Genomic DNA, 25,878 nt, shown 5'->3' with positions numbered 1-25,878 from the left:
TCAGTTACACCGATTCGCATGAGTCTACTGCCGCATGCGGCAGATCGCGGGACAAGCCACGCTCCTACAAGGGCAACGCAGTAGTGCTTAGTCTTCCAGCAGCTCTTCAGCCGTGGAAAGAACGTTCTCCAGCGTGAAGCCGAACTCTTCAAACAGCAGGTTGGCAGGTGCCGACTCGCCGAAGGTGGTCATGCCGATCACGCGACCTTCCAGGCCCACGTATTTGTACCAGTAGTCGGCGTGAGCCGCTTCGATGGCGATACGCGCGCTGACTTCCAGCGGCAGAACCGACTGCTTGTACTCGGCGCTCTGAGTTTCGAAAACGCTGGTGCACGGCATGGACACCACGCGGACGTTCTTGCCGTCTGCGGTCAGCTTGTCGTAGGCCTGAACAGCCAGGCCGACTTCGGAACCGGTAGAGATCAGGATCAGATCAGGCTCGCCACTGCAGTCGCGCAGCACGTAACCACCGCGGTTGATGTTTTCCAGCTGCTCGGCATCACGCGCCTGATGTTGCAGGTTCTGACGGGAGAAGATCAGCGCCGACGGGCCGTCATCACGCTCGATGGCGTGTTTCCAGGCGATGGCAGATTCAACGGCATCAGCCGGGCGCCAGCAGTCCAGGTTCGGCGTGGTACGCAGGCTGGTCAGCTGCTCGATCGGCTGGTGCGTCGGGCCGTCTTCGCCCAGGCCGATGGAGTCATGGGTGAATACATAGATGATGCGCTTCTTCATCAGCGAAGACATGCGCACGGCGTTGCGGGCGTATTCCATGAAGATCAGGAAGGTCGCGCCGTATGGCACGAAACCGCCGTGCAGGGCGATGCCGTTCATGATTGCGCCCATACCGAACTCACGAACACCGTAGTGCAGGTAGTTGCCGGTGGCGTCTTCGCCGGTGATGCTGCGGCAGCCTTTCCAGATGGTCAGGTTGGAGCCTGCCAGGTCAGCGGAGCCGCCGAGGAATTCAGGCAGCAGCGGACCGAAGGCGCTCAAGGCGTTCTGACTGGCCTTGCGGCTGGCAATGGTTTCGCCCTTGGCGTTGACTTCAGCCACGTAGGCAGCGGATTTCTCGGCGAAGTCAGCAGGCAGTTCACCGCTCATGCGGCGGATCAGCTCGTTGGCTTCAGTCGGGAAGGCAGCGGAGTAGGCAGCGAAACGCTGGTCCCATTCGGCTTCGACGGCCAGGCCTTTTTCCTTGCCATTCCATTCGCTGTAGATGTCGGCCGGGATTTCGAACGGGCCGTGGGTCCACTTCAAAGCAGCGCGGGTCAGGGCGATTTCGTCAGTGCCCAGCGGAGCGCCGTGGCAGTCTTCCTTGCCCTGCTTGTTCGGCGAACCGAAACCGATGGTGGTCTTGCAGCAGATCAGCGTCGGCATGTCGCTCTTGTGAGCGGTGTCGATGGCGGTTTTGATCTCGTCGGCATCATGGCCGTCGACGTTGCGGATGACCAGCCAGCCGTAGGATTCGAAACGCTTAGGGGTGTCGTCGGTGAACCAGCCTTCGACTTCGCCGTCGATGGAAATCCCGTTGTCGTCGTAGAACGCGACCAGCTTGTTCAGGCGCAGGGTACCGGCCAGAGAAGCGACTTCGTGGGAGATGCCTTCCATCATGCAGCCATCACCCATGAACACGTAGGTGTGGTGGTCGACGATGTTGTGGCCTGGGCGGTTGAACTGGGCCGCCAGAGTTTTCTCGGCAACCGCGAAACCGACGGCGTTGGCAAAACCCTGACCCAGTGGGCCGGTGGTGGTTTCAACGCCCGGGGTGTAGCCGTATTCCGGGTGGCCCGGCGTGCGGCTGTGCAGCTGACGGAAGTTTTTCAGGTCTTCGATGGACAGGTCGTAACCGGTCAGGTGCAGCAGCGAATAGATCAGCATCGAGCCGTGGCCGTTGGACAGGATGAACCGGTCGCGGTCGGCAAACATCGGATTGGCCGGGTTGTGCTTCAGATAATCGCGCCAAAGGACTTCAGCGATATCCGCCATGCCCATCGGGGCACCCGGGTGGCCGCTATTGGCCTTTTGCACGGCATCCATGCTGAGGGCACGAATGGCATTGGCTCGCTCACGACGGCTTGGCATCGCTGATCTCCTGGGGCAGATAAAAGTGGGACCGGAAAAAGGCGGCCATTTTCCCTCAGGCACCCTCCGGGGGCAATGACAGATCACACACCATCGGTGTTTTCCTCTGCCGCTGACGTGTTTTCGTACACCGCGGCCCACGCCCGACGGCAAACGGCAGAATCACGGCGCCGGGGTGTCGCCATTGATCGACCAATATCAAAACTTTTTGATATTGCCCTTGCGACAGTCCCGGTCGATAACTAGACTGCCTGCCTTATGAATCTTCGCGTGCCTGCCATTAGCCACGATGAATGCGACGAGCTGGCTGCCCTGTGCAAAGCCGGCGGCGATCCGCTGCGACTGAATGTCTTGCGCGCGCTGTCGAACGATTCCTTCGGCGTGCTGGAGCTGGCGCAGATTTTCGCCATTGGCCAGTCCGGCATGAGCCACCACCTCAAGGTCCTGGCCCAGGCCGATCTGGTGGCGACGCGGCGTGAAGGCAACGCGATCTTTTACCGACGCGCCCTGCCCCACACCGAACACACCGGCGGCAAGCTGCACGCGGCGATGCTTGAAGAAGCCGACAACCTGCGCCTGCCCGATGACGTACAGACCCGGATCGGGCTGGTGCATCGCCAGCGGGCTAACGCCAGTCAGGACTTCTTCGCACGCACTGCCGAGAAATTTCGGGCCCAGCAGGACCTGATCGCAGGACTGCCGCAATACCGCGACAGCCTGCTGTCGTTGCTGGACAAACTGAGCTTTCCCGCCGATGCCACCGCGATAGAAGTCGGGCCCGGTGATGGCGGTTTTCTGCCGGACTTGGCGCGGCGTTTCCGACATGTGACGGGCTTGGACAACAGCCCGGAAATGCTCGATCTGGCGCGCAAGATCTGCACGCAAAAGGCGCTGGTTAACGTCGAGCTGAAACTGGCCGATGCACTGACCAACGCTAATATCTCCGGCAACTGCGTGGTGTTGAATATGGTGTTGCACCATTTCGCCGCGCCCGCCGAAGCGCTCAAACAATTGGCCAACCTGTTGCAACCGGGCGGTAGCCTGCTGGTGACAGAGTTGTGCAGCCATGACCAGAGCTGGGCCAAGGAGGCCTGTGGCGATCTCTGGTTAGGCTTCGAACAGGAAGATCTGGCCCGTTGGGCCATCGCTGCGGGGCTGGTCCCCGGGGAAAGCCTGTACATAGGCTTACGTAATGGTTTCCAGATCCAGGTCCGCCATTTTCAGCGACCGGCTGGCAACACTCACCATCGGTACTAATCAGGAAAACCGTCGAGATGAGCGAATACTCCCTTTTCACCTCCGAGTCCGTGTCTGAAGGACATCCGGACAAAATCGCCGACCAGATCTCCGATGCGGTGCTGGACGCCATCATTGCCCAGGACAAGCAGGCTCGCGTTGCCGTGGAAACCCTGGTCAAGACCGGTGTGGCCATTGTGGCCGGCGAAGTCACCACCACCGCGTGGGTCGACCTTGAGCAGATCGTTCGTGACGTGATCTGCGAGATCGGCTACACCAGCTCCAACGTCGGTTTTGACGGTGCGACCTGCAGCGTGATGAACATCATCGGCAAGCAGTCCCCCGACATCAACCAGGGTGTCGACCGCGCAAAACCTGAAGATCAGGGCGCCGGCGACCAGGGCCTGATGTTCGGCTACGCCAGCAACGAAACCGCCGAGCTGATGCCCGCGCCGATCGCGTTCTCGCACCAGTTGGTGCACCGCCAGGCCGAAGCCCGTAAATCCGGCCTGCTGCCGTGGTTGCGCCCGGACGCGAAATCCCAGGTCACATGCCGCTATGAAAACGGCATCGTGGTGGGCATCGACGCCGTTGTTCTGTCGACCCAGCACAACCCGGAAGTGTCCTACAAAGACCTGCGCGAAGGCGTGATGGAGCTGATCGTCAAGCACGTGCTGCCGGCCGAACTGCTGCACAAAGACACCCAGTTCCACATCAACCCGACTGGCCAGTTCATCATCGGCGGCCCGGTGGGCGACTGCGGTCTGACCGGTCGCAAGATCATCGTCGACAGCTACGGCGGCATGGCCCGTCACGGCGGCGGCGCGTTCTCCGGTAAAGATCCATCCAAGGTTGACCGTTCGGCTGCGTACGCTGGCCGTTACGTTGCCAAGAACATCGTCGCCGCCGGCCTGGCCGAGCGCTGCGAGATTCAGGTGTCCTACGCCATCGGCGTTGCACAGCCGACGTCGATCTCGCTGAACACCTTCGGCACCGGCAAGATCAGCGACGACAAGATCGTCCAGCTGGTCCGCGAGCACTTCGACCTGCGTCCATACGCGATCACCACCATGCTCGACCTGCTGCACCCGATGTACCAGGAAACCGCAGCCTACGGCCACTTCGGCCGCACGCCGCAAACCAAGACCGTGGGCGACGATACGTTCACCACGTTCACCTGGGAAAAAACCGACCGCGCCGACGCATTGCGCGCCGCTGCCGGTTTGTAATCCTACTGGGTGCATTGCGCCTAGCGGCACCCGGTAAAAGAAAAGCCCCTGGCGATGGAAGTCGTCAGGGGCTTTTTGCATTCGACTGACGGAATGATCAGCTTCGGCGCGCCACCAGCAAAAACGACGCCGCACTGGCCAACAACCCCGCGCACACTCGATTGAACAGACGCTTGCCACTTGGCTTGGCAAACAGCCGACGGGCATGCACGCCTATCCAGCAATAGAGCGCGATGGCGATACACTCCAGCGCCAGAAACATCACGCCCAGTTGTGCGAATTGGGTGCTCACTACGCCAGATCGATCAACGAACTGCGGCAGAAACGCGGTGAAGAGCAGAATGGCTTTGGGGTTACCGATGGCGACCAGAAATTCCTGGCGCGCCAGCCTCTTCACTCCGGCCTGCGCGCCGGCTTCGATATCGTGCGCCTCGCATGGCGCTTGCCACAGTTGTAACGCCAGATAGAACAGATACGCCGCCCCCACAATCTTGATCGTATGAAACAGCCATTCGGATGTATGCAGCACCGCTGTAAGCCCAACCGCTGCAAGCGCAATCATGATCGCGAATGCCAGCAACCGACCAATGCCGCCCGAACAGGCACTGATAAATCCGTAGCGCGACGCATTGCTGATCGACAGCAGATTGTTAGGGCCGGGCGCCATGTTCAGGGCGAAACAGGCGGGGATGAAAACAGCGAGGGTCGACAGGTCCATGGCAGTGTCTCTTCCAGTTGCCGGGATGAAACATCATTTTGCATTCCTTGCGCTGCGGCTCAAGGTACAGCTGGGCCGGGAATCAGGGGCTGGCTGTATCGGTGCGGGACAAACCCGGTAACCAAGGCGCGATGAAACACCCCTGCGGAAAACCTAGCCTTGCGGTCCCTCTCCCGGCAAGGACGCTCCGATGTTGACCCTCTTCCGCGCGATGACCTGCGCCTTGATCGCCCTGATTCCTACTGCAGCCAATGCCACCACCTGCCCCGACTGGCCACCGGCCCAAGCCCGCAGCGAAATCCTTTCGCTGCAAAATCAGATCACCCAGTGGGACGACAGTTATCACCGCCAAGGCGTTTCTCTGGTCGCCGATGAGCTCTACGACCAATCCGTTCAGCGACTCGCTGATCTGCGCGGCTGTTTCGCCGCCACTTCGGCGTCGCCTTCCAATCCGCTGAAAACCGCGCGCGGTCCTGTCGCGCATCCTATCCCTCACACCGGCCTGACGAAATTGCCGGGCGAGGCCGCCGTTCAGGCGTGGCTTAAAGACCGACGCGATCTGTGGATTCAGCCAAAAGTGGATGGCGTGGCGGTCACGCTGGTGTATGTCGACGGCAAACTGGTGAGCGCCATCAGCCGGGGCGACGGGGTCTTCGGTCAGGACTGGACCGGGCATGCTCATCAGATCGAGGCGATTCCTCGGCATCTCGCGTGGGAAAAGACTGTGATCCTTCAAGGCGAGCTGTATTGGAAGCTGACAGATCATGTTCAGGCCGACGCCGGCAGTCTGAACGCTCGAAGCAAAGTCGCCGGGTTGCTGGCGCGTCACGCCATCAGCGAAGAGGAAGGTGCGCAGGTTGGCGTGTTCCTCTGGGACTGGCCGGAAGGTCCGTCGGACATGACCGAGCGACTGGCAGGGCTCAGGGCCATGGGTTTCGAGGACAGCGCACGCTTCAGTGAGCCATTGGAGGGCTTCACCCAGGCGAAGAACTGGCGAGAGCATTGGTACCGCTCGGCGCTGCCGTTTGCCACTGATGGTGTGGTTATCCGCCAGGGCGAGCGCCCATCGGCCGAGCGCTGGCAGGCGAAAGCGCCTTACTGGATCGCGGCCTGGAAGTACCCGTTTGCGCAGGCGTTGGCGGAGGTGCGCAAGGTTCATTTCAACGTCGGGCGCAGCGGCAAGATCACGCCCGTGCTGGACATAGAACCGGTGCGACTGGATGACCGCATGATCACCCGCATCAGCGTGGGTTCACTGAAGCGCTGGCAGGAGATGGACATTCGGCCTGGGGATCAGGTGGCAATCAGCCTGGCCGGGCTGACGATCCCGCGTCTGGATGAGGTGGTATCGCGCAGCATTGAGCGCGCACCGCTGGCTGTGCCGCGCGCCGAGGATTTTCATTCCCTGAGTTGCTGGCAGCCGGTCGAGGGCTGCGAAAGCCAGTTCCGCGAACGGCTGAAATGGCTGAGCGGGAAGAAGGGATTGGCGCTCAGCGGCGTAGGACCGGGCACGTGGGACAAGTTGATTCAGGCAGGGCAAGTGAGCGGTTTGTTGGACTGGATGACCCTCGACGGTGCACAGCTTGCTAACATTCCCGGCCTGGGCGAACGCAGCAGCGCTAAACTGCTGGCAAGTTTCCAGACCGCACGTGAAAAACCGTCTGTTGCCTGGCTTAAGGCCATCGGTTTGCCGCCGGCGACGGGCGTTGATCTGGGAGAGTCCTGGGCGACGCTGGCCTCGCGAAGCGTCGAGCAATGGCAGGCAGAACCCGGCATTGGCTCGGGACGAGCGAAGCAGTTACATGCATTTTTTCAAGACCCGCAGGTGCAGGCGTTAAGCAGGCAGTTGCGGGAGCAAGGCATCAACGGTTTTTAGTTTTTAGGGCCGCATGATTGTGTCGAGCGTGCGGCTATTTGTGTTCAAGGAGTATTCATGAAATTCCTGTCATCCCTTTTTGCATTCACCGCGTGCGGGTTTCTGGCCGCGCCGGTATTCGCCGCTGAACAGGCACCAGACCCTTCCGGATGCGCCGCCAAGCGCCAGGACATCACCACTCAGATCGAAAACGCCAAGGCCGCCGGCAATACCAATCAACAGGCCGGTCTGCAAAAAGCCCTGAGCGAGCTGAACGCCAACTGCACCGATGCCGACGTGCTCAAGCAGCAGGAACAGAAGGTTCTGGATGCCAAACGCGAAGTCAGCCGTCGTCAGGCAGATTTGAACAAGGCCATGAGCAAGGGCGATCCGGAGAAAATCGACAAGCGCAAAGACAAGCTGGCCGAGTCCCGCAAAGAACTGCAGGACGAACAGGAAAAGCTGGAGAAGGTGCAGCCCGACGAGGATTACGAGTAAGGACGTCTGCGGGCATCAGTCCTTAATCTGTAGGAGTGACCGGGGTGGCGCTCCACCTTGCTCGCGAAGCGGTGTTGAATCTGCGGGAATTCGGCGCGTGTACTGGCCTATTCGTGAGCAAGCTCACTCCCACACGGTCTTTTTGCTCGGCAAGATCTCAGGGTGTCAGAGCGACCGTTGAGCGATCAAACTGAAACGCCAAACAGCGCAATCACCAGCCCCATCCCGACAATCCAGGCCAGCGAACGCAACGCCGCGAGATCCGCCAGATAAAAGATGATGTAGAGCAGGCGACTGGTCACGAACAGCACGGCGAGTACGTCGATCGTGACCAACTGCGCGACACCGGCGACGTGGGCGATGATTACGCCAGCGGCAAACCCGGGAATCGCTTCAAAACTATTGAGCTGCGCGTTGTGGGCGCGCCGCGGGAGACCTTCGAGGCGGTCGAGAAAGTCCCGGGGATCATGATTGTGCCGTGCACTGAATTTGCCGCTGCTGAACTTGGCAATGCCGGCGCACCCTATCGGCAACAGAATTACGATCAACACGCACCAAAAAGCAACGGTCATAACCACATCCTTTTTTTAGAATTTGAGCTTCATCAGAAGCATACCGAGTAATACCTATCTAAAGGCTAAGAGCCACGGCCCGCTTAAAGGTTCTTACAGGCAACGAATGCAATCGCAGGACCGGCTTAGCCGGGAACCCACTAAAAACATCGCATTCAGTCAGTTGAACCGGAAAGGCCTTACCATCACATCCAGCAACCCGCGCGCAGATTGCTCGTCATTACTGCCACCGCCATCCCGATTGGCTAAGATGCCAGCCACCCAGCCGACCTCGGCTGTATCTCGTAGCCCAGGAGCCTGCATGTCCAGCGAAGAAGACGCCACCCTCAGTGGCGCAGCGCCGATGATTCCCGATCAGCGCCGGGAGTTGATGCTGCGTCAGTTGCGCAAGCATCAGGTGCTCAGCGTCCATCAGCTCATGGAAATGTTCGACTGCTCGCACATGACCGTTCGCCGTGACATCGCGCTGCTTGAGCAAAGTGGCCGTGCCTATTCGGTGACCGGCGGGGTACGCATCGCCAGTCAGGTTCACAGCGAGCCGAGCCATCAGTCCAAGGCAGTGGTCGAGCTGCCGCACAAACAGGCGATGGCGAAACTAGCCGCCAGCCTGCTGCACCCCGAGATGACCGTGTACCTGGACGCCGGCACCAGCACACTGGAAATCGTCCCGCACATCGTCGCGCTGGCGGGCATGACCGTGGTCACCAACGACTTCGGCGTGGTCAACGCCCTCGCCGATGCGACCCATGTGGACGTGATTCATACCGGCGGGCTGCTCGACCATCCGAACCGGTCCTGTGTTGGCGGGCTGGCCGCCGCGACGTTGCGGCAATTGGCAACGGATGTGGCGTTCATGTCGACCAGCTCATGGGACCTGCAACGAGGCACGACCACGCCCTCCGCGCTCAAGGTTGAGGTCAAGCAGGCAGCCATGCAGTCGGCGTCGCGCACGGTGTTGCTGACGACCAGCACAAAATACGGCACGTTCGGCATGTACAAGGTAGCCGGCCTGGAGCAGTTCGACACCATCATCAGCGACGACCGCCTCGCCCACGGCGCTGCGGACAGCATTCGCGGGCTGGGGGTTGAATTGATGTTGGCGTCGATGGACACGCCTCGCTGACCGGCATCACCCTCAATCCGTAGGAGCCGGCTTGCTGGCGAAGGCGTTGAATCAGGCGATGGACCCTAGATGGGGCGACCGGGTTCGCCAGCAAGCCGGCTCCTACAGACTCAATCGTCCCCACCGCAGATAAGCAGTCCTGTTAAAGCCCCGGCAGCCCAACGGGGCTTTTTTTCGCCCACTCGTGGCAATGTTAATTTTTGTTAACCCAAAAAAGCACTTCACATTATCCGATCACAGGTTCACTATCTTTAACAGATCAGAACAAACACCGTTCGAGTGCTGATGAACTTCGGCGCTCACCCGAGGAGAGATTCATGAATAACAAGAATGTCGGCGTCATTGGTCTGGGTGCGATGGGCCTGGGCATTGCGCGTTCCCTGCTGCGCAGCGGCTTCAACGTTCATGCCTGTGACGTGCGCGCGGCCGTCACCGAGCAATTCGCCAGTGAAGGCGGCGTTGCCTGTGAATCTCCTGCGACTATGGCCGCGGCCTGCGACGTGATCATCACCGTCGTGGTCAATGCCGAGCAGACCGAGACCGTATTGTTCGGCGACAACGGCGCAGTCGCCGCCCTGCGCCCGGGCAGCCTGATCATCGGTTGCGCCACGGTCGCACCGACCTTCGCCATCGAACTGGGTCAGCGCCTCACCGAAAAAGGCCTGCTTTACCTCGACGCGCCGATCTCCGGCGGTGCCGCCAAAGCAGCCGCTGGCGAGATGACCATGATGACCTCCGGCCCGGCTGATTCCTACGCCAAGGCCGACGCGATTCTCAACGGCATGGCGGGCAAGGTCTATCGCCTGGGCGACGTTCATGGCCTGGGCTCGAAAGTCAAAATCATCAATCAGCTGCTGGCCGGCGTACACATCGCCGCCAGCGCCGAAGCCATGGCGCTGGGCCTGCGCGAAGGCGTGGACGCGGACGCGCTGTACGAAGTGATCACCAACAGCGCCGGCAACTCGTGGATGTTCGAGAACCGCGTGCCGCACATCCTCAAAGCGGACTACACACCGCTGTCGGCCGTGGACATCTTCGTCAAAGACCTGGGCCTGGTGCTGGATACAGCCCGCGCCAGCAAATTCCCGCTGCCGCTGTCGTCCACCGCCCACCAGATGTTCATGCAGGCCTCCACCGCGGGCTTTGGCCGCGAGGACGACTCTGCCGTGATCAAGATTTTCCCGGGCATCGAACTGCCGACCGCCAAGCCTGAAAACAACTGAGATGACGCTGATGAGCACTACGACTCCGCGCCCTCTGTTGGGCTGCATCGCCGATGACTTCACCGGCGCCACCGACCTGGCCAACATGCTGGTGCGGGGCGGCATGCGCACCGTGCAAAGCATTGGCATCCCGAGCGCCGAAAGCCTGGCCGAACTGGACGCCGACGCCATCGTTATCGCGCTGAAATCCCGCACCACGCCGGCTGCAGAAGCGGTTGAGGAATCCCTCGCCGCGCTGCAATGGCTGCGTGATCAGGGCTGTGAGCAGATCTTCTTCAAGTACTGCTCGACGTTCGATTCCACCGCTAAAGGCAACATCGGCCAGGTCAGCGAAGCGCTGCTCAAGGCGCTGAACAGCGACTTCACCCTGGCCTGCCCGGCGTTTCCGGAGAACGGTCGCACGATTTTCCGCGGTCACTTGTTCGTGCAGGACCAACTGCTCTGCGAATGCGGCATGCAAAACCACCCGCTGACGCCGATGACCGATGCCAATCTGGTGCGCGTGCTGCAATCGCAGACCACGCAAAAGGTGGGCTTGCTGCGTTACGACAGCATCGCCAAAGGCGTCGATGGCGTGCGTGCGCGCATCCAGGCGCTGCGTGGAGAAGGCGTGGTCATGGCGATTGCCGACGCGCTGTCTGACGCTGATTTGTACACGCTGGGCGAAGCCTGCGCCGACCTGCCGCTGCTCACGGGCGGCTCGGGTCTGGCGCTGGGTTTGCCGGGCAATTTCCGCAAAGCGGGCAAGTTGCGTGACATCGATGCGGCGAAGCTTGAGCACGTCGACGGCGGCGAAGTGGTGTTGGCCGGCAGCGCATCGGTCGCCACCAACGGTCAGGTTGCCGCCTGGCTTGAGGCCAACAGGCCTGCACTGCGCATCGATCCATTGGCATTGGCTGAAGGCAAACCGGTGGTGGCAGACGCCTTGGCGTTCGCCCGCGATGCCGGGCAAACCGTACTGATCTACGCCACCAGCAGCCCGGAAGAAGTCAAAGCCGTGCAGCAAAAGCTCGGCGTCGAACGTGCCGGTGCGCTGGTCGAAGACGCGCTGGGGCAGATCGCTCGCGGCCTGCTGGACGCGGGCGTGAAACGCTTCGTCGTCGCCGGCGGCGAAACTTCCGGTGCGGTGGTTCAGGCCCTGGGCGTGAGCCTGCTGAAGATCGGCGCGCAGATCGACCCGGGTGTTCCAGCGACCATCAGCAGCGGCGCGAAGCCTCTGGCTCTGGCCCTGAAGTCCGGGAATTTTGGTGGCCGCGACTTTTTCGACAAAGCCCTCAAGCAGCTGGCAGGGAGTGCCCAATGAGCAACGTAACCAGCAGTTCGGTGAGCGCCGAAAACAAGCAGCGTGAAGAAATCTGCGCCATCGGCCGTCTGCTGTTCGGGCGCGGCTACACCGTCGGCAGCGCAGGCAATATCAGCGCCCGCCTCGACGACGGCTGGCTGATCACGCCAACCGACGCCTGCCTGGGGCGTCTCGATCCGGAGGCCATCGCCAAGGTCAATCTGGCCGGCGAATGGGTTTCCGGGGACAAGCCGTCGAAGACTTTGGCCCTGCATCGTCAGGTCTACGACCGCAATCCTGGCGTGGGCGGCGTGGTGCACACCCATTCGACGCATCTGGTTGCGCTGACCCTGGCCGGCGTCTGGAAACCGGACGACATCCTCCCGCCCATCACGCCGTATCAGGTAATGAAGGTCGGGCACATTCCCTTGATTGCCTACGAGCGCCCCGGCTCGCCGAACGTCGCCGATCAGGTGGCGAAACTGGCGAACAGTGTGCGCGGCGTGATGCTCGAGCGTCTGGGCCCGGTGATCTGGGAAAGCTCGGTCGCCAAGGCTTCGTATGCGCTGGAAGAGCTGGAGGAGACGGCTCGTCTCTGGCTGATGAGCAACCCCAAACCTGAACCGCTGGACGCAGCGGCGCTGGAAGAACTGCGCCAGACGTTTGGCGTGAACTGGTAACCCCAACGGCGTTTAGATCGAAAACCGGCCTTCCGGTTTTCGGCGGACCGGCTTCGCCGGAAAACAATAACAACGGGACACAACATGACTCCTCTATTCCTCATGATCGTCGCCGGAGCCGGCATTGCGCTGTTGCTGCTTCTGGTCTTGAAATACAAATTCCAACCGTTCGTGGCGCTGATGCTGGTCAGCATTATCGTGGCGCTGGTGGCCGGGGTTAAACCGGGCGATCTGGTAGCGACCATCGAAGGCGGCATGGGCAAAACCCTCGGCCACATCGCGATCATCATCGCCCTTGGCGCGATGATCGGCCGCATCATCGAGCTGTCCGGCGGCGCGGAAGCGCTGGCCAAGACGCTGATCAACCGCTTCGGCAACCGGCGCACGCCGCTGGCCCTGACCGTCGCGGGCTTCATGGTCGGGATTCCGGTGTTCTTCGAAGTGGGCGTGATCATCCTTATGCCACTGGCCTACGGTGTCGCCCGTGCCGCGCGTAAACCGCTGCTGATTTTCGCGCTGCCCATGTGCGCCGCGCTGCTGTCGGTACACGCCTTCCTGCCGCCACACCCGGGCGCCGTCGCAGCGGCCGGTCAACTGGGTGCGGACCTGGGTCGCGTGTTGATGTTCGGGCTGCCGATCGTTGCTGTGTTGTGCCTGATCGGCTACCTGATTGCCGGTCGCATCACCCGCAAGACCTACCCGATGACTGATGATATTCGGAGCGAAGTCTACGGTCCGCACATCACTAACCAGGATCTGGTGGCGTGGGCGAACAACGATTACTCAACGACTTCCGAAGCAGCACACTCCAAGGTGCTGGGGCTGGAAGAAAACGCCAGCAGCCTGGCGGCACGTCTGCCGAAGGCTCCGGCGCCGGGCGCAGGGATCATCATCGCGCTGATTCTGCTGCCGATCATCCTGATTCTGCTCGGCACGCTGGCGACCACCATGCTGCCTGCCGACTCAATGCTGCGCAGCGTGCTGACCGTCCTTGGCGCGCCGCTGGTGGCATTGCTGATCGACACACTGCTGTGCGCCTGGCTGCTGGGTTCGCGCCGTGGCTGGAGCCGCAGTCAGGTGTCCGATGTCGTGGGTTCGGCATTGCCCGGCGTGGCGATGGTGATCCTGATTGCAGGTGCTGGCGGCGTGTTCGGCAAGGTGCTGGTGGATACCGGTATCGGCGCAGTGGTGTCCGAAGCGCTGCGTAACACCGGCCTGCCGGTTCTCGCCCTGGGCTTTCTGCTGACGCTGTTGTTGCGCGCCGTACAGGGCTCGACCACAGTGGCGCTGGTGACCACGGCCGGCATTCTCAGCCCGCTGATCGCCACGCTGAACCTGAGCGCCAACCACATGGCCCTGCTCTGCCTGGCCATGGGCGGTGGCGGTCTGGCGATGTCGCACATCAACGACGCCGGTTACTGGATGTTCACCAAACTGGCGGGCCTCAACGTTGCAGACGGCCTGCGCACCTGGACCTTTCTGGTGACCATTCTGGGCACCCTCGGGTTCTTGATGACGCTGCTGCTCTGGCCATTCGTCTAACGGCTTCAATTGGGAGATAACCATGCCTCGCTTCGCTGCCAACCTCAGCATGATGTATCCGCAACACGACTTTCTGGCGCGTTTCTCGGCTGCGGCGAGTGACGGTTTCAAGGGCGTGGAATACCTGTTTCCGTACGACTTCAAGGCCGAGGAAATCAAGCTGCGTCTGGACGACTTCGGCCTGACCCAGGCGCTGTTCAATGCCCCGCCCGGCGATTTCACCAAGGGCGAGCGCGGCATTGCATCGTTGCCGGGCCGGGAGAGCGAATTTCGCGACGGCTTTCAGAAAGCGCTGGATTACGCAGCGGTGCTGGGCAACGACCGGATTCACGTTATGGCCGGCCTGCTGCCCAGTGAAGACCTGCGCCAGAAGCATCACGCGGTGTACCTGGAAAACCTGAGCTTCGCCGCACAACAGGCGGCAAAGGTCGGGCTGACGGTGTTGATCGAACCGATCAACACCCGCGACATTCCGGGCTTTTTCCTCAACCGTCAGGATCAGGGCCAGGCGGTGCTTAAAGAAGTCGGCGCCGACAATCTGCGGGTGCAGTTCGACTGCTATCACTGCCAGATCGTCGAGGGCGACGTCACCAGCAAACTGCGCCGCGACTTCGCCGGCATCGGCCACATCCAGATCGCGGGTGTGCCGGACCGCCATGAACCGAGCGTGGGGGAGGTGAATTACCCATGGCTGTTCGAAGAGATCGACCGCCTGGGCTACATCGGCTGGGTCGGCTGCGAATACCGCCCAAAAGGTGATACCAGCGAAGGCCTGCAATGGCTGCGGGATTGGCAGAGCCTCAAGCGCTGATTCCAGTTGGCCCTCAGCAACACCTAAGCCTCATAAAAATAAAAAGAGGAACTGACAATGCGAGGTTTCAAAATTGGCCTGTGCGCTGCGCTGCTGATCGTAGCGCAAACGGGGATGGCCTTTGCGGCAAGCGTTCCAGCAGCAGTGGAAGGGGTATGGACGGCACCAAGCTTCACGTTTCACACCGGTGAAAAACTGGACAACCTGCGGATGAGCTACATCACCGTCGGCGATCCGAAGAACCCGGTGGTGCTCTATCTGCACGGCACCAATCGCCCCGCCAGTGACATGATAGGCAAGGAATTTGGGGGTGAGCTGTTTGGCCCGGGCCGACCGCTGGATGCCGGCAAGTACTACATCATCGCCCCCGATGGCATCGGCGTCGGCAAGTCGAGCAAGCCGTCTGACGGTTTGCGCATGAAGTTTCCTGCCTACAACTACGACGACATGGTCCAGGCGCAGTATCGCCTGCTGACCGAAGGGATGGGCATCAAGCATTTGCGTCTGGTCATGGGCAATTCCATGGGCGGCATGCAGACCTGGATGTGGGGCCAGAAATGGCCGGACATGATGGACGCTCTGGTACCGATGGCCTCGCAGCCCACAGCGATGTCGGCGCGCAACTGGATCATGCGCCGCATGTTGATCGAGTCCATCAAGCAAGACCCGGCCTGGAACGAGGGCAATTACACCAGCCCGCCGCCCTCCCTTCGTCTGGCCAATGTGATGTTTGGCTTCAGCACCAGCGGCGGCACCCTGGCTTATCAGGCCTTGGCGCCTACGCGAGCTCAGGCAGACAAACTGGTTGATGAACGGCTGGCAGCGCCTTTGCCGGGGGACGCCAACGACTTCATCTACCAATGGCAGTCATCGGCGGACTACGACACCGCGCCGAAGCTCTCGGCAATCAAAGCGCCGGTGCTGGTAATCAATAGTGCAGACGACGAGCGTAATCCACCTGAGACCGGGACCCTGCAGAAATCCCTCGCCCAGCTGAAAAACGCACGTCTTGTATTGATTCCTGCCAGTGCAGAAACCCGCGGGCACGGTACGACCAATATGGCCCGTTTCTATGCCGAGCCGCTGGGTGAGTTCATGAAGGCAACTGCCCGGCCTTGATGGTGCCGAGATGTTTACCTGCAACCCCACACAAGGATGCGGGCCATTGCGGTATCAGCCGTCGATCGCCTCTTCCTTGAACTGATCCTTCACGTAGGTGATTTCGGTCTTGCCGTGTGGCGCCGGCAAGCCGTCTTCGCCCAGATTCACGAAGACCATTTTCTCGACCGTGAGAATGCTCTTGCGGGTGATCTTGTTGCGCACCTGGCAGGTCAGCGTGATGGACGTGCGGCCAAACTCGGTGGCGGTGATCCCCAGTTCGATGATGTCGCCCTGACGCGAGGCGCTGACGAAGTTGATCTCGGAAATGTACTTGGTCACGACGCGCTGATTGCCCAACTGAACAATGGCGTAGATGGCCGCTTCTTCGTCGATCCAGCGCAACAGGCTGCCGCCGAACAACGTGCCGTTGGGGTTGAGGTCTTCGGGTTTTACCCATTTGCGGGTGTGAAAGTTCATGGGGGCTCCGGGGTGTTTGGGAGGCGGTGATGGATGTGCCCCAGCTTCAAGCTTCAAGCCTGAAGCTGCAAGTTAAAAGCAGGTCCGCTGTTGTTTACCGCTTGCCGCTTGCAGCTTGCCACTTGCAGCTCAAAGAAAGATAATCGCCACCGCTTCAAAAAACGGTCATCACACCTTGTTACCGTTTTCCCGCCACCTGTCCGAGGGGCGCTGCAGCAGGTCAGACCTGTCAGGCTCGGAGAGGGCGTTGTTTGATCAGGCTTCTCGCCGGTCAAGCTTTAAACGCACAACGGCGCCCATTCGCACCCTACGAATGGAGACTCTTTATGAGTGCTGTACTGACGCCCAACGATTTCAACGACTACAAAGTCGCCGACATGTCCCTGGCTGCCTGGGGCCGCCGCGAAACCATCATCGCCGAATCCGAAATGCCTGCCCTGATGGGCCTGCGTCGCAAGTACGCTGGCGAACAACCGCTCAAGGGCGCGAAGATTCTCGGCTGTATCCACATGACCATTCAGACTGCCGTGCTGATCGAAACCCTGGTTGCCCTGGGTGCCGAAGTACGCTGGTCGTCCTGCAACATCTTCTCGACTCAGGATCAGGCCGCTGCTGCCATTGCTGCTGCCGGCATTCCTGTTTTCGCCTGGAAAGGCGAGACCGAAGCCGAGTACGAGTGGTGCCTGGAGCAGACCATCCTCAAGGACGGTCAGCCATGGGACGCCAACATGATCCTCGACGACGGCGGCGACCTGACCGAGCTGCTGCACAAGAAATACCCGGCCATCCTGGACCGCGTCCACGGCGTGACCGAAGAGACCACCACGGGCGTTCACCGCCTGCTGGACATGCTGGCCAAGGGCGAACTGAAGATCCCTGCGATCAACGTCAACGACTCGGTCACCAAGAGCAAGAACGACAACAAGTACGGTTGCCGTCACAGCCTGAACGACGCCATCAAGCGTGGCACCGACCACCTGTTGTCCGGCAAGCAGGCGCTGGTCATCGGCTACGGTGACGTGGGCAAGGGTTCGGCTCAGTCGCTGCGTCAGGAAGGCATGATCGTCAAGGTCACCGAAGTCGACCCGATCTGCGCCATGCAAGCGTGCATGGACGGTTTCGAACTGGTTTCGCCTTTCATCGACGGCGAGAACGACGGCACCGAAGCAAGCATCGACAAAGCACTGCTGGGCAAGATCGACCTGATCGTCACCACCACCGGTAACGTCAACGTCTGCGACGCCAACATGCTCAAGGCCCTGAAGAAACGCGCAGTGGTCTGCAACATCGGTCACTTCGACAACGAAATCGATACGGCTTTCATGCGCAAGAACTGGGCATGGGAAGAAGTGAAGCCGCAGGTGCACAAGATTCACCGCACCGGCGCTGGCGCGTTCGATCCTCAGAACGACGACTACCTGATCCTGCTGGCCGAAGGCCGTCTGGTGAACCTGGGCAACGCCACCGGTCACCCGAGCCGCATCATGGACGGCTCGTTTGCCAACCAGGTGCTGGCGCAGATCTTCCTGTTCAACCAGAAGTACGCTGATCTGAGCCCTGCTCAGAAAGCCGAGCGTCTGACCGTTGAAGTGTTGCCGAAGAAGCTGGACGAAGAAGTGGCGCTGGAAATGGTACGTGGCTTCGGCGGCGTCGTGACCAAGCTGACCAAGACCCAGGCCGACTACATCGGCGTGACCGTCGAAGGTCCGTTCAAGCCGCACGCTTACCGTTACTGATACGTCTGCGGGGCGTGCTCGTCATTTCGGGCACGCTGACCCCGCATGAACGGCCGCAACTTGTAGGAGCCGGCTTGCTGGCGAAAGCGTCAGGTCAGACACCTCGATGTCGACCCAACTGTCGTTTTCGCCAGCAAGCCGGCTCCTACAGGGTTCGCGTCAGGCTTTTGAGCTTCCAAGGTTATGACCATGTCCCAAGACCGTAGCTACAGCTTCGAATTCTTCCCGACGAAGACCGACGCTGGTCATGAAAAACTGCTTGCCACGGCGCGTACGCTGGCCAGCTACAACCCCGAATTCTTCTCCTGCACTTACGGTGCCGGGGGCTCCACGCGCGACCGCACGATCAACACCGTGCTGCAGCTGGAAAAAGAAGTGCACGTCCCGGCCGCACCGCACTTGTCGTGTGTCGGTGACAGCAAGGCCGATCTGCGCAGCTTGCTGACGCAGTACCGGCAAGCCGGTATCAAACGCATCGTCGCCCTGCGCGGTGACCTGCCCTCCGGCATGGGCATGGCCAGCGGGGAGCTGCGTTATGCCAATGACCTGGTGAGCTTCATCCGTGAAGAAACCGGCGATCATTTCCACATCGAAGTCGCGGCCTACCCCGAGATGCACCCGCAGGCGCGTAACTTCGAAGACGATCTGAAAAACTTTGCACGCAAGGCCAACGCCGGCGCCAACAGTGCGATCACCCAGTACTTCTTCAACGCCGACAGCTACTTCCACTTCGTCGAGCGCGTGCAGAAGATGGGCGTCGATATCCCGATCGTGCCAGGCATCATGCCGATCACCAATTACAGCAAACTGGCGCGCTTCTCCGACGCGTGCGGTGCGGAGATCCCGCGCTGGGTTCGCAAGCAGCTGGAAGCGTACGGCGATGACACGGCGAGCATTCAGGCGTTCGGCGAGCAGGTCATCACCGAAATGTGCGAACGACTGCTGCATGGCGGCGCCCCTGGCCTGCATTTCTACACGCTGAATCAGGCCGAACCGAGCCTGGCGGTCTGGAACAACCTGAAGCTTTCTGCTGGATAAGGGCTTCAATTCAAACGGATTGAAAACGAACAGGCGTCTACTGCAGGCTTCGTCACCACGAGGCCTGCCAGTCCCGTCGTTGAGCCTTGCATTCTGTTTTTGTTGAGCATCACTGCTTCTATTTAATGAGCTCGCGTCGTAATCTCGCGCGCATGCCGCCCATCCTCTCAATATCCGCTGCTGCCCTCCTCGCCTGCCTGAGCTTCAGCGCGTTGGGTGAAAAACTTCGGATCGTCACCGAACCCTGGTCCCCCTACGTCATCGTGGACGGCAACCACGCTTCAGGGCTGGATTACGACGCGACGGCGATTGTCTTCGAACGCATGGGCATCGACGTCGAGTGGCAGTTTCTTCCTTGGAAGCGCTGCCTGATGATGCTCAGTGAAGGCGAGGCCGACGGTATTCTCGATATAAACAAGGAAGAGGCGCGCGCCGATCTGTTGTATCCGGATGAACCGTTGTCGAGCATCGACTGGGTGATCTTTCAGGCCAATGTCAGGCCCCATGCTTTCAATAGAGTGGAAGACCTGCACGGGCTGACCGTCGGCGTCTCTCCGGGTTATCGATACAGCCCCGCGTTCGACAGCTCGACCGAGTTCATCCGGGAGCCTGCGCCAAGCCATGAGGCGAACTTCGGCAAATTGATTCGCGGCCGCATCGATTTGATGGTGACTGATCGCCTGCTGGGCCGGCAGATGATCGAGCGGCTCAAGCTGGAAGGCCAGGTCAGTCAGTTGCCGACCGTGCTCAATCACCGGGGCCAGTATCTGGCGCTACGCCGCAACGCCGGCATGGACCTGCTGGCCCAGCGGTTCAGCGCAGAACTGAAGCGATTCAAGCGTGAACCCGCGTACGCAGAACTGGTGGAGCGGTACACCGGGGAAATTTCGACGGCACTCCCTGAAGAGCCGGATAAAAGTGTCGATAAAACCGTTGAGCAGCAGGAAAGCGGCGCGTTGTGATTGCTCTGTTATACTCCGGCGTCCCCGCCAGGCTTGCGCCCGGGTGCACGGTCTCACAGAAGACTTCTCGAACACGTCAGCAGCGCACTTTTAGCGCCCCTGCCCGAGTTGAACTTACAGACCTCCACAGGACCGGACGCCATTGCACCTTCCAAGGACTGTGCGATGACCGCAGCAGGGTCGAGCGCATTCACGTTAGTGCAGAACCTTTAGTCTGCGCCTGGAAGATCATCCCTATTTGGGCCTCTATGGCCCCAACTCAAGACAGGATTACTCATGTCCTTTGCTTCCCTCGGTCTCTCCGAGGCTTTAGTCAGCGCCATCGAGGCTGCTGGCTACACCCAGCCTACCCCAGTGCAACAGCGGGCCATTCCCGCCGTGTTGCAAGGCCGCGATCTGATGGTCGCCGCCCAGACAGGTACTGGTAAAACCGGTGGTTTCGCCCTCCCGATCCTGGAGCGGTTGTTTCCCAACGGTCATCCGGACAAATCCCAGCGTCACGGCCCGCGTCAACCGCGCGTTCTGGTCCTGACCCCGACTCGTGAACTGGCCGCTCAAGTCCACGACAGCTTCAAGATCTACGCCAAGAACCTCAAGTTCGTCAGTACCTGCATCTTCGGCGGTGTCGGCATGAACCCGCAGGTTCAGGCCATGGCGCGCGGCGTTGACGTACTGGTCGCCTGCCCGGGTCGTTTGCTCGATCTGGCCGGTCAGGGCAGCGTCGATCTGTCCCACGTTGAAATCCTCGTGCTGGACGAAGCCGACCGCATGCTCGACATGGGCTTTGTTCACGACGTGAAGAAAGTCCTCGCCCGCCTGCCGTCCAAGCGTCAGAACCTGCTGTTCTCGGCAACGTTCTCGCAGGACATCACCGCGCTGGCCGGCAAACTGCTGCACAATCCGGAACGCATCGAAGTCACGCCGCCGAACACCACGGTCGAGCGCATCGAACAGCGCGTTTTCCGTCTGCCGGCCAACCACAAACGCTCGCTGCTGGCGCACTTGATCACTCAAGGCGCGTGGGAACAGGTGCTGGTGTTTACCCGCACCAAGCACGGCGCCAACCGCCTGGCCGAGTACCTGGACAAACACGGCCTCAGCGCTGTGGCGATCCACGGCAACAAGAGCCAGAACGCGCGCACCAAAGCGCTGGCTGACTTCAAGGCCGGGACCGTTCGCATCATGGTCGCGACCGACATCGCTGCCCGTGGTCTGGACATCGACCAGTTGCCCCACGTGGTCAACTTCGAACTGCCTAACGTCGACGAAGACTACGTGCACCGCATCGGTCGTACCGGTCGCGCAGGCCGTAGCGGCGAGGCGATCTCGCTGGTTGCGCCGGACGAAGAGAAGCTGCTGAAGAGCATCGAGCGCATGACCAAGCAGAAGATTGCCGACGGCGATCTGATGGGCTTCGACATCACGGCCGTTGAAGCCGAAAAACCGGAAGTCCGCGAGCGTCCGGATGTGCGTAACCCGCGCAATGCCCGTGGCCCCCGTGGCGATGGTCCGAACGGCGGCGGTGGTGGTGGCGGTCGCAAGGACAAAGGCAAAGACAAGGGCAAGGAAAAGCCGGCATCGGCAGCGGCCGCACCTTCGGGCGAGCGCCCGGCACGTCCGGCGCGCCCGCAAAAGCCGCGTCAGGGCACAGCGTCGAGCGAGTCACGTCAGTCGCAGCCGGCAGCGTCAGGTGCGAATCGCGCACCCGACGAGTTCCTGGATGATGAAGTGGACAATTTCGGCAACCGTGCCGACTACGTCAGCCCGTACCAGAACAAGAACCAGAGCCGCGGCCGTCGTCCGGGCGCTCCTGCCACGGGCGCTGCACCGGCACCTCGCGGTCAGGCGCCAGGCCGTAGCGGTCCGCGCAGCGGTTCGGCAACGGGCGCACCCGCCAGCACCGACACCGCCGGCGCTCCGGCCAAACGCAGCGGCCCTCGCAACGGTTCCGGCCGTGACGGTCAGGCTCGCCGCGAAGACCAGCCTCGTGCTCGTCGTCCGGCACGCGAAGACCAGCCAGCGCGTCAGGAGCCAGCGGTTCGCGGGCCTCGCGACGGTCAGCCAGCACCGAAGATCATGCACAAAGAGTCCAAGGGCGATCGTTTCCCTTCGGCTGAACAACTTGATCAACTGCCAAGCCGCCCACGCGGTGAAAAACCAGCCCTGCTAACCCGCAACCGCGAAGGTTAAGCAGCGCCGGTTGTTCTGCAGCACATAAAAACGCCCCGACTGGTTCGGGGCGTTTTTGTTTGCGTGATTAGACGACGAATGACGGTAGGAGCGTGGCTTGTCCCGCGATCGGCGGGGCACCCGTCGTAAACCTGATATCCGCGATCGTGAATCCGGACAGGCAAACCGGCTGCCGCTGCGCGCCAGTTCGCGGGACAAGCCACGCTCCTACAAAAGCGACGGCAGACACAAAAACGCCGACCCAAAGGTCGGCGCTTTATCACCACAACAACTCGTCTTACTTGGCTTTGACGCCTTCGAACGAGATCATCAGGTCCATAGTGTCGGACTGTGGGCCCAGGTCCATCATCTTGCCGAAATCAGAACGCTTGATCGAGGTAGTGCCCTCGAAGCCCGCGCGGTAGCCGCCCCATGGATCCTTGCCTTCACCCAGGAAGGTGGTTTTGACGGTGACCGGCTTGGTCACGCCGTGCAGGGTCAGGTCGCCGATCACGTCAGCAGTGGTCTTGCCGTCAGCATTCTTGCCGACGTTGGTGACCTTGGTGGAAACGAACTTGGCGTCAGGATAGGTCGCGACGTCGAGGAAGTCCTTGCTGCTGATGTGCTTGTCACGTTCAGCGTGGTTGGTGAAGACGCTGGCGGTCTTCAGGTCGATGCTGATCTTGCTGTCTTCAGGCTTGGCGGCGTCGAAGCTGAATGTGCCGGTCCAATCCTTGAACGTACCGTAGATGAAGCTGTAGCCCAGGTGGCTGATCTTGAAGTTGATGAAGGCGTGCTGGCCTTCCTTGTCGATCGTGTAATCAGCGGCCATTGCCTGACCAGCTGTCAGCAGCGCGGTACCGAGGGCCAGTGCAGCAAGTGTCTTTTTCAACATACGTCATCTTCCTTTCTAGTCGAATTGAGTATCAGGCCTTGCGGCCAAGCATACGTACAAGCGTGGCATCACGATCAACGAAGTGATGCTTCAAAGCGGCCAGCCCGTGGAGTCCTGCAAAAATCACCAGGGTCCAGGCCAGGTACAAGTGCACGGTGCCTGCGACGTCTGCCTGGTCTGGCAGTCCGCTGATCAAGGCAGGCACTTCGAACAATCCAAACACCGGAATCCCGACACCGTCTGCGGTGGAAATCAGGTAACCGGCGAACATCACCAAAAACAGGTCCAGGTACAGAAACGCATGCCCCAGCTTTGCAGCCGTTTTCACAAACCGGCTGTGTGTGGCAGGCGCTGCCGGCGGCGGGCTGACGAAGCGCCAGATCACCCGGATCAGCATGAACAGGAACAGCGTGATGCCGATGCTCTTGTGCAGGTCCGGGCCAGCCTTGCGCCACGTGTCGTAATAGCCCAGCCCCACCATCCACAACCCTAGCGCAAACATGCCAAACACCGTCAGCGCGACACCCCAATGCAAAACGATGCTGACCCAGCCATAGCGAGAAGAAGAGTTGCGTAGCTGCATGCTGAATATCCTGTAGGGGCCGAGGGAGAGACTAGCGCTTTACCTATCGAAAGAAAGCGCAAAATGTTGCTTTGATGAATCAGGAAATCCGATTGAAATCTCCTGACATATTTTCGTCCGAATGAGATTAAGCCAGCGTTACGGTTCATCCAGGCGAAAAAAAGGCGCGGTATCAAGCCGCGCCTTTATTTTCAGCCGTTACCGATCAGTTTTTGCTGTCGGTCGCGGGTGCTGCCGGAGCCGTTGCCGGAGCCGCCGGAGTGGCCGGTGCCGCCTTATCACCCGTGGTCTTGGCCGGCGCTTTTTTCGCAGCGTCGGCTTTGGCAGGGGCTTTGTGGGTGGCGGCCGGCTTGGCCGGGGCCTTTTTGACGGGCTCCTTCTTCGCCGGTTCTTTCTTGGCCGGTGCCTTCTTCGCAGGTTCCACGACCGCAGGCTTGGCCGGTTCAACCACTGGAGCCGGCGGCGGCGTTACCGGGGCAGGCGCTGGAGCCGGGGCCGGGGCCGGAGCAGGTGCTGGCGCTTTCTCGGCCGGTTTTGGCTCAGGCTTGGAACCGCCGAACATGTTCGAGAAGAAGCCGCCAATGCCGCCGCTGCTTTCCTTGGCCGGTTCAGGGGCCTTCGGTGGCGGCGCTTTGACCGGTTCGAACGACTTGCCTTCAGACAGCCCCTGCACCTGAATCGCCGCGCGCTGGCCGGAACGCAATGCGCCTTCCAGGGTGCCCGGGTACAAGGTGTCGGTGTGTTCGCCGGCAAAGGCTACGCGCTGCAGCGGTCGTTCCCACAAGCGCCAGTATTTGCTGATCTGGCCCGGGCCGAACGCCAGGTACGCGCCGCCGCTGGACGGGTCAATGCTGGAGCGACGCAGTTCATAGCCGGTGAATGCCCCGCGCGCTTGTGGATAGAACGCCTGCATGCGGATCAGCACCTGATCCACCAGTTGCTTGTCGCCGAACGCCTGCATGATGCGAGCGTTGTCGCCGGACAGGTTGATGACGACGTTGGCGCCGCCCTTCAACGCAGGCTCGACCCACAGCATGCCCAAACCGGTGTTGCTGTAAATCTCGCCAGACATGCGCGCCTTGCTGTCCCAGACCGGGGTCTTGAACTTGAGCATGATCTGGTCGTGCCAGCCGTAGTTGGTGCTCTTGATCGCGCCCAGACGCTGGGCGTCCAGTGCCGGCGTCATCTGAATCTTGCTGAGCGCGCGCAACGGCACGGCCAACACGACATATTCGGCTTCGTAGCCCAGCGAACCGACCTTGACGGTCACGCCGTCCTTGTCCTGGTTGATGGCCGACACCGGCGAATTGGTCTTGATCACTTTCAGCTGTTTGACGAACTCCTCGGCCAACACGGCGCTGCCACCCGGCAGGCGAGCGGCGCGACGGTCGCGGTCGTCGATGTTGCGATTGACCCGCGTTTGCTGTGCGAGGTAGAGCAGCGATAGACGCGAAGGCTCGTCGTAGCGCGTACGAATCTGCTGGTTGATCAGTTGGCGCGCGGTCGGTGGCAGGCTCAGACGGTCCAGCCAGTTGGCAACCGTGATCTGGTCCAGTGCAAACAACGTGCTGTTGGCAGCCGGGTTGTCCGGGTCGGTGATCGAGCGGGCCAGGTCATCCACCGCCGCTTCGTAGCGCTTGATGGCTTCGGCGGTCGCCGGTTGTTTGGTCGCCAGGTCGGCGCCGGTGAAGTACTCGCCTTCGATCAGATAGCTCGGGGTCCGCACGAATTCCGGCGCGGGCACCGCCTTGATCTTGAAGCGATCGATGTATTGATTCAGCACCGGCTGGGCCTTGGCGTTGCCGATCCACTCGCTGCCGGCCAGACCGGAGCGGCCGCCGACGTTGGGTTTGGCTTCCAGCAAGGTGACTTGCCAGCCTTTGCTCTGCAGCTCGTAAGCCGTCGTGAGTCCCGCCAGACCGCCGCCGACGACAATCACCGTATGCGGTTTATCCACGGCAAGCGCTGAAGCGCTGACCAGCCCAACCATCACCAGCGCACAGGCGCGCAGCCAACCAGAAAGCATTCAGCGAACTCCGGAGAAAAACGGGGGGAATTGTCGG

General features: G+C 60.9%; 22 protein-coding genes and 1 riboswitch. Of the genes, 15 read left to right on the top strand and 7 right to left on the bottom strand.

The window, feature by feature from the left end; genetic code table 11:
• Nucleotides 1-87 precede the first annotated feature (87 nt).
• On the bottom strand, nt 88-2,085 hold the full coding sequence (tkt, locus tag ACQKEN_RS13220; protein ID WP_427686036.1) for a transketolase: 1,998 nt from the start codon (nt 2,083-2,085) through the stop codon (nt 88-90).
• 258 nt (nt 2,086-2,343) lie between these two features.
• Between tkt and ACQKEN_RS13215 the strand changes: the two genes are divergently transcribed.
• Entirely contained in the window at nt 2,344-3,342 is a 999-nt protein-coding gene (locus ACQKEN_RS13215) for an ArsR/SmtB family transcription factor (RefSeq protein ID WP_427686034.1), read from the top strand.
• Between the two features lie 17 nt (nt 3,343-3,359).
• Nucleotides 3,360-4,550, top strand: a complete 1,191-nt coding sequence (metK, locus tag ACQKEN_RS13210; RefSeq protein ID WP_065991235.1) for a methionine adenosyltransferase — start codon at nt 3,360-3,362, stop codon at nt 4,548-4,550.
• Between the two features lie 97 nt (nt 4,551-4,647).
• Here the strand turns inward: metK and ACQKEN_RS13205 are convergent, their stop codons facing one another.
• Nucleotides 4,648-5,268 carry a LysE family translocator gene (locus ACQKEN_RS13205; protein WP_427686032.1) on the bottom strand — a complete coding sequence of 207 codons (621 nt, stop codon included), beginning with the start codon at nt 5,266-5,268 and terminating at the stop codon, nt 4,648-4,650.
• Between the two features lie 190 nt (nt 5,269-5,458).
• Here ACQKEN_RS13205 and ligB point away from each other — a divergent pair, with 190 nt between their 5' ends.
• Together ligB and ACQKEN_RS13195 are read left to right on the top strand one after the other, a co-directional pair.
• Nucleotides 5,459-7,144, top strand: a complete 1,686-nt coding sequence (gene ligB / locus ACQKEN_RS13200) for an NAD-dependent DNA ligase LigB (RefSeq protein ID WP_427686030.1) — start codon at nt 5,459-5,461, stop codon at nt 7,142-7,144.
• A gap of 57 nt (nt 7,145-7,201) precedes the next feature.
• A complete protein-coding gene (locus ACQKEN_RS13195; RefSeq protein ID WP_427686028.1) occupies nt 7,202-7,621 on the top strand; it encodes a DUF1090 domain-containing protein in 420 nt (139 codons plus the stop codon).
• 185 nt (nt 7,622-7,806) lie between these two features.
• Here ACQKEN_RS13195 and ACQKEN_RS13190 read toward each other — a convergent pair whose 3' ends face one another.
• Entirely contained in the window at nt 7,807-8,193 is a 387-nt protein-coding gene (locus tag ACQKEN_RS13190; RefSeq protein WP_074886691.1) for an MAPEG family protein, read from the bottom strand.
• Nucleotides 8,194-8,494: 301 nt separating this feature from the next.
• Between ACQKEN_RS13190 and ACQKEN_RS13185 the strand changes: the two genes are divergently transcribed.
• The 7 genes from ACQKEN_RS13185 (at nt 8,495) to ACQKEN_RS13155 (ending at nt 15,973) form a co-directional block, all read left to right on the top strand.
• A complete protein-coding gene (locus ACQKEN_RS13185; RefSeq protein WP_427686025.1) occupies nt 8,495-9,316 on the top strand; it encodes a DeoR/GlpR family DNA-binding transcription regulator in 822 nt (273 codons plus the stop codon).
• A 200-nt stretch (nt 9,317-9,516) separates the two neighbouring features.
• Nucleotides 9,517-10,539: an L-threonate dehydrogenase gene (gene ltnD, locus ACQKEN_RS13180; RefSeq protein WP_281248159.1), complete on the top strand. Its 1,023-nt coding sequence runs from the start codon at nt 9,517-9,519 to the stop codon at nt 10,537-10,539.
• A gap of 10 nt (nt 10,540-10,549) precedes the next feature.
• A complete protein-coding gene (gene otnK / locus ACQKEN_RS13175) occupies nt 10,550-11,842 on the top strand; it encodes a 3-oxo-tetronate kinase (protein WP_427686023.1) in 1,293 nt (430 codons plus the stop codon).
• On the top strand, nt 11,839-12,501 hold the full coding sequence (locus ACQKEN_RS13170; protein ID WP_427686021.1) for an aldolase: 663 nt from the start codon (nt 11,839-11,841) through the stop codon (nt 12,499-12,501). The genes otnK and ACQKEN_RS13170 overlap by 4 nt, the downstream gene beginning before the upstream one ends.
• 84 nt (nt 12,502-12,585) lie before the next feature.
• Nucleotides 12,586-14,043, top strand: coding sequence for an SLC13 family permease (locus tag ACQKEN_RS13165; RefSeq protein WP_427686019.1), 1,458 nt, complete (start codon nt 12,586-12,588; stop codon nt 14,041-14,043).
• Between the two features lie 22 nt (nt 14,044-14,065).
• Nucleotides 14,066-14,854, top strand: a complete 789-nt coding sequence (otnI, locus tag ACQKEN_RS13160) for a 2-oxo-tetronate isomerase (protein WP_427686017.1) — start codon at nt 14,066-14,068, stop codon at nt 14,852-14,854.
• 57 nt (nt 14,855-14,911) lie between these two features.
• On the top strand, nt 14,912-15,973 hold the full coding sequence (locus ACQKEN_RS13155; RefSeq protein ID WP_427686015.1) for an alpha/beta fold hydrolase: 1,062 nt from the start codon (nt 14,912-14,914) through the stop codon (nt 15,971-15,973).
• A gap of 54 nt (nt 15,974-16,027) precedes the next feature.
• Here the strand turns inward: ACQKEN_RS13155 and ACQKEN_RS13150 are convergent, their stop codons facing one another.
• Complete coding sequence (locus ACQKEN_RS13150; RefSeq protein ID WP_032625250.1) at nt 16,028-16,432, bottom strand: acyl-CoA thioesterase; 405 nt, start codon at nt 16,430-16,432, stop codon at nt 16,028-16,030.
• A gap of 196 nt (nt 16,433-16,628) precedes the next feature.
• Nucleotides 16,629-16,737: riboswitch (S-adenosyl-L-homocysteine riboswitch) on the top strand.
• 21 nt (nt 16,738-16,758) lie between these two features.
• Between ACQKEN_RS13150 and ahcY the strand changes: the two genes are divergently transcribed.
• From ahcY to ACQKEN_RS13130, 4 genes are all read left to right on the top strand, one after another.
• Complete coding sequence (gene ahcY / locus ACQKEN_RS13145; RefSeq protein WP_133775567.1) at nt 16,759-18,168, top strand: adenosylhomocysteinase; 1,410 nt, start codon at nt 16,759-16,761, stop codon at nt 18,166-18,168.
• Between the two features lie 189 nt (nt 18,169-18,357).
• Nucleotides 18,358-19,206: a methylenetetrahydrofolate reductase [NAD(P)H] gene (gene metF, locus ACQKEN_RS13140; RefSeq protein ID WP_427686012.1), complete on the top strand. Its 849-nt coding sequence runs from the start codon at nt 18,358-18,360 to the stop codon at nt 19,204-19,206.
• 152 nt (nt 19,207-19,358) lie between these two features.
• On the top strand, nt 19,359-20,168 hold the full coding sequence (locus ACQKEN_RS13135) for a substrate-binding periplasmic protein (RefSeq protein WP_427686178.1): 810 nt from the start codon (nt 19,359-19,361) through the stop codon (nt 20,166-20,168).
• A gap of 276 nt (nt 20,169-20,444) precedes the next feature.
• Nucleotides 20,445-22,358, top strand: a complete 1,914-nt coding sequence (locus ACQKEN_RS13130) for a DEAD/DEAH box helicase (RefSeq protein WP_427686010.1) — start codon at nt 20,445-20,447, stop codon at nt 22,356-22,358.
• A 277-nt stretch (nt 22,359-22,635) separates the two neighbouring features.
• On the opposite strand, the gene ACQKEN_RS13125 is transcribed toward ACQKEN_RS13130, so the two are convergent.
• The 3 genes from ACQKEN_RS13125 to ACQKEN_RS13115 all read right to left on the bottom strand — a co-directional run bounded on the left by ACQKEN_RS13125 (nt 22,636) and on the right by ACQKEN_RS13115 (nt 25,841).
• Nucleotides 22,636-23,232 carry a YceI family protein gene (locus ACQKEN_RS13125; protein WP_427686009.1) on the bottom strand — a complete coding sequence of 199 codons (597 nt, stop codon included), beginning with the start codon at nt 23,230-23,232 and terminating at the stop codon, nt 22,636-22,638.
• Between the two features lie 31 nt (nt 23,233-23,263).
• Nucleotides 23,264-23,815, bottom strand: a complete 552-nt coding sequence (locus ACQKEN_RS13120) for a cytochrome b (protein ID WP_065991217.1) — start codon at nt 23,813-23,815, stop codon at nt 23,264-23,266.
• A 205-nt stretch (nt 23,816-24,020) separates the two neighbouring features.
• The gene (locus tag ACQKEN_RS13115) at nt 24,021-25,841 is read right to left on the bottom strand and encodes an FAD-dependent oxidoreductase (RefSeq protein WP_427686006.1); all 1,821 of its coding nucleotides are present in this window, start codon (nt 25,839-25,841) and stop codon (nt 24,021-24,023) included.
• Nucleotides 25,842-25,878 lie beyond the last annotated feature (37 nt).

Source organism: Pseudomonas sp. NPDC078416, assembly GCF_050268485.1.
Classification (GTDB): Bacteria; Pseudomonadota; Gammaproteobacteria; order Pseudomonadales; family Pseudomonadaceae; genus Aquipseudomonas.
This window is presented reverse-complemented; position numbering and strand designations above follow the sequence as displayed.